Annotated in this window: 2 protein-coding genes; both read left to right on the plus strand. The window is 46.1% G+C overall.

Going from position 1 to position 4,794, the window contains the following annotated elements; all coding sequences use genetic code 11:
• The first annotated feature begins 231 nt into the window (after positions 1-231).
• The gene (locus Q4Q52_RS22055; protein WP_311991687.1) at positions 232-801 is read left to right on the plus strand and encodes a tyrosine-type recombinase/integrase; all 570 of its coding nucleotides are present in this window, start codon (positions 232-234) and stop codon (positions 799-801) included.
• A 213-nt stretch (positions 802-1,014) separates the two neighbouring features.
• The coding region (locus Q4Q52_RS22060) for a SpvB/TcaC N-terminal domain-containing protein (RefSeq protein ID WP_311991688.1) at positions 1,015-4,794 on the plus strand (3,780 nt) is incomplete at its 3' end.

Below are 4,794 nucleotides of genomic sequence, written 5' to 3' on the forward strand. Positions count from 1 at the left end.
GTTGCAACAATGCCAATCCTTACTAACCCTATCGCTGTTCGTTCAACTAAAAAAGCTATTGCCCCAAAGCAATTTAGCACTCCATTTTTTGACTCCGCTTTAATTTCATTTATCCATGAGATTTTATAATCCATATGTGTCCAATTAAGCGCACCATTTCCTAAAATTTAAGTGTCTATTCATCACAACCTGAGAAGGTTTGTATGGACACTTGGCATATAAGGTCATCCCATGGGGCAAAAACGACCTTTTAAATTGGAAGAGATTTGGCGCATTCGCACTCGTTTGGAGTTAGAGCATAATATTGCTGAGTTAGCGTTACTTAATCTGGTGATTGATTCAAAATTGCGCGCTTGTGACTTACTGCATTTGAAAGTTCAAGACATAACCTCAGCAGGCATCATCAATTCGCGCGTGCGCTTAACACAACGCAAAACTCACCGTGAAGTGCAATTTGAAATTACGCCACCAACCCAACATTGTCTGACCTCTTGGTTACTTGAACAGCGACTCATCGCAGAGGACTACTTATTTCCGAGTCCAAGGTGTGCTCATCAGCCGATGAGTTATAGCTATTACCGCGCGATAGTCAAAAACTGGGCGCGTCAGTTAGGCCAAAATAGCGAATTATACGGCACGCATTCACTGCGCCGAACCAAAGCCACATTGATTTACCGTAGAACGAAAGATATTCGAGCGATTCAAATTTTGCTTGGCCATGTCAAGTTAGATAACACCGTCCGCTACTTAGGTGTTGAGATTGAAGATGCACTGCGAATATCTGAATCCATTGAAATGTAAGTGTACCAAGGCAATAGGGATGGTTAAACCATCCCTATTGCCTTGGTGTAGCGGTATTGCGTCTTAAAAATAATCCGCTCATTCTCGATGAGAGAACATGATTACCCCCCCGATTTCAAAAATAAAATAAAGTGTTTACTCTATGTTGCCAAGATGTGTTTATTTTCGTATTGTCATTTGACAAAAATAGGAACTAAAACTAAAGGGAATGCCATGTTGCCGCTATGGACACAGCGCCGTAACTCATCTTTTGCCGCTTTAATATTACTATGTGGACTGGTTGGCGTAGCACCGAGTGAGGCGGCGCTGACAAAACCTGATGTTGAAATTGACCCTATATTGCCAAGTATTCCTTTACCTGTAGCAATACCTTCTCTTTCCGGTAGTCGCTTTTCGTCACGTGTCGAATTACGCTGGAGTATTGATTGCTCTGTCACTGCCGTTAATATCCAAGAATCCATCAATAATCAGTCTTGGGCATCAATCTATACGGGATTAGGTCAAGCGGATAATACAGCTGCCTATGCTACGTTTGCTGTTGGGGGTGATATTTGCAGCGGTGATTGGTCTAGCAAACGATTATTGCAACTCCCTAATAAGACACTCCCTGGTTATTACTACCGCATCAATGCCTGTATTGGTACGGCATGCAGCGCCTACAGTGCAAGTACGCTTGTTGGTACGGCACCTGCGGGTGGAACGCCCTCTCAATCATCAATCCTAGCCAGTATTGCGACTATCCCGGATGCCAGCAACTCGTTAGCGTCACCTGCGTTTGATGAATTAGTCGGCGAAATTCAAGGACAAGCGACGGTTGATGGTGGCGCGTTTTCTTACACAGTGCCGCTAACAGTCGCGCCGGGGCGAAATGGCGTGCAGCCATCGCTGTCACTTAATTACAGCAGCCAGGCGGGAGAGGGCTTGGCCGGAATGGGCTGGTCACTGTCAGCGTATTCCAGTATTTCACGCTGTAGTCAAATCTATGATTTAGATGCAACCGCAAGCAATGCCACCTACAGCAGTAATGACAAGCTGTGCTACAACGGTAGTCGACTTGTGGTGACAACAGCCCCCAATTCCAGCGTGCGGGGCGTTTACGGGGCATTAGGTACTTTTTATAAAACCGAACGCAATTCCACTGTCATCATTGAACAGTTGGGTGGCGCGCTCAATACCAGCACTACCTACTTCAAAGTCTACGAGGCTAATGGTACGCACCATCTTTTAGGAAGCAACGCCAATAGCAGAATCATCCCTGTCGGCGTTAGCGTTACATCATCGTGGTTGCAACAACTCACACAAGACTCGCATGGTAATGAAGTCACGTATTTTTACGATACCTCTTCTGCCGGGAATCGATACCTTCAAGATATTTATTACACCGGCTATAAAGGCGCTCAGGGTTCGCGTAGCGTGCACGTTAACTATACGGCTGTACCCGCAGAAACCAGCTACCATTGGGGCGGCTATAGTATTAGCAATAAACGCATCAGTGGCATTGATGTACTGATAGACGGCGATGTGAAAGCGCAGTGGCTATTGAATTATGCGCCACTTAATCCCACTGCACTTAATGATGCGGCGAGACTTGCCAGTTTATCTTACTGTGATGGTACCGACCCCAGTCAATGCTTGAATACCGATTTTGGTTGGTTTGAACGCAGTTATCAGCATAACTTGATAACAAATCATGCGCTTGCCGCCATCAATGACAATTACACCGTCGGTTTGGCTGTGCGCAAAGATAATGATTATGACGGTGATGGGGTGGCAGATTTATCTATCCCATTAGATGGTATCTATCTTTCTCGTACAGGCACCAAGGTCAGTTATCGAACTTTGCCGTATAAGAGTACTGAAAACTGGGCTGGAGACATTAATGGCGATGGTGTTCCCGCATCGAATGAATACAGTACCAATGTGGTCAATGGTGCCATTGATTATGACCTTGATGGGGCCGATGATTTTATCTATACCGATAATAATTCACAGTTAATCATCACCAGTTTACTTCCTAGCGGCGCCATCAAGCGCACCTATTCCACGGGGATTAATGCCACTTGCTATGCTTCAGTATCTCAAATGCTTGGAGATGTATTTTGCGCTAGCCACGTCATGGATTTCGATGGGGATGGTCGCAAAGACATTCTATTAGCCACCAACAAGCAAGCCGGTGTCGGTAATTTCACCATCACCTATAAGGCTTATCAGCGTAAAGCTGTGGGTGATGGTTTTGATTATCGCGGCAGTTTCAGTGTCAGCGCTGCCGAGCCGTTAATTCCTATCGATGTGGATGGTGATGGCGTGCCAGATTTAGCGCCAAGCCAATTTAATTCAACGCTAAAATGGTACAAGGTTGTCTTTAACCGTGCGAATAACACGGTTTCATTTATCGAGAAAAACCAAACCTTTGCCATTAGTGTCAATACGTTGTATCGCGCCACCCCCAGTCGATGGGTGGACTTGAATGGTGACGGACTAAGCGACATTTTAACCCTGCACAAAGTCAAAAGTACCGACAACTTTTTTACGCGACATATCATTATCAATAAAGGGGCCGGATTATTTGAAGCACCTTATAACACCGGAATGAAGGAGCTCGCTTGGACTGCTAATGGTGGTCGGATTGCCGAGGACCCTCGCCATGGAGGGCCTGCAGGCTATGTGCATGAGCAGTTTATCCAGTTTGTCGATTATAACGGCGATGGCCGCCAAGATATTCTATATCCCGACAGGCTCCGTAAAAAATATACTTATGAGTGCTGGACTTGGAGCTCTAATGAGGCCTGTGCAGCCGTTGATGGCGCATCTGCCCCTAAGTTTTACGATTACGATGTGTGGTACTGGAATGTGCTACTGACTAACCCTGATGGCAAAACCTTTACCGATGTGCAATTGCCAGTTTATGGCGCGTTAGCAACACTATCACCGATTGATTTAACGGGCGATGGCCGCGTCGATTTTGTCTCCGGGGTCGGTTTTGAGTCGGATGCAGTCAAGCGCACTTGGTTCTATGGCAGTAAGCAAGGTGGCAAGCCAAGTAGTTACCCGGTAGGATTTTTGGCTTTTGCCCATGCTACGACACAAGATACCGTTATCAACAGTATTAATACTGGTATGGGACAGAAACTTCAACTGGATTATACCCAGCTGAAGCAACGATATAGTGTTGCTGAGTCGACATTAAATTATCCTTATGTTTACTTCACCAACACCATGCGAGTGGTATCAGCCCTAAAGAGCGATAATGGGGTTGGCGGGGTCGATACCACCCAATACAGCTATAAAAATGCGCGTTTCCATGTCGCAGGACGCGGTTTTCAAGGATTTAGCGACATCATTGAAACGCGCAGCGATGCACTTAACAGTGAAAGCCTTACTACTCTGACTCAATTTGAACAGACCTTCCCTTGGTCTGGAATGGTGAAGTACAGCAAAGTCACTGATGGCAGCAATAACACCCTCAGCGAATATTCGGTTCAAAAAAATGCACCCTTACCCGGAAGTTACGTCGTGGGCCAAAGCGCGTGTTTTTACCCTCAAGAAAGCACCACCACGAAATGGACGGTTAACCCGAATATCAGTGTTACAACGGTTAAGGATGTCACGCTTAAAAATGCCCACTGCCAAGTGACCTCTAACACGGTGACTAGCGAAGACAGTACGGTGAAGCATACTCAAGCCACGACCCAAGCCTTCACAAATAGTCTTGGGTGGTTAATGCCAACGGTGAGCAGCACCAATCAAACCGTAGCCTATAAAACAACCCATGAAAGTGTCGTGCTTAATCCGGCTAACACCACAACGGGACAAAGAGTCACTCATACCTATGGCACCAATGAGCAGGGTGTGATGGCACTCACTTCGACTAAGGTGGAGGGCATTGGGACCTTGATGGGTGTTGGAAGTACGACGCAATTTAGTGCTTATGACCCCTATGGGCATGCATTAAAAACCACTGTGGGTGACCGCTATACCCAAGTCTCCATGAGT

It is taken from the genome of Shewanella sp. SP1S2-4 (assembly GCF_031932075.1).
In the GTDB taxonomy this organism is placed as follows: Bacteria; Pseudomonadota; Gammaproteobacteria; order Enterobacterales; family Shewanellaceae; genus Shewanella; species Shewanella baltica.

Bases quoted from the DNA above. Each gene is read 5' to 3' on its own strand.
- Q4Q52_RS22055 (WP_311991687.1), top strand. From the start codon at position 232: ATGGGGCAAAAACGACCTTTTAAATTGGAAGAGATTTGGCGCATTCGC.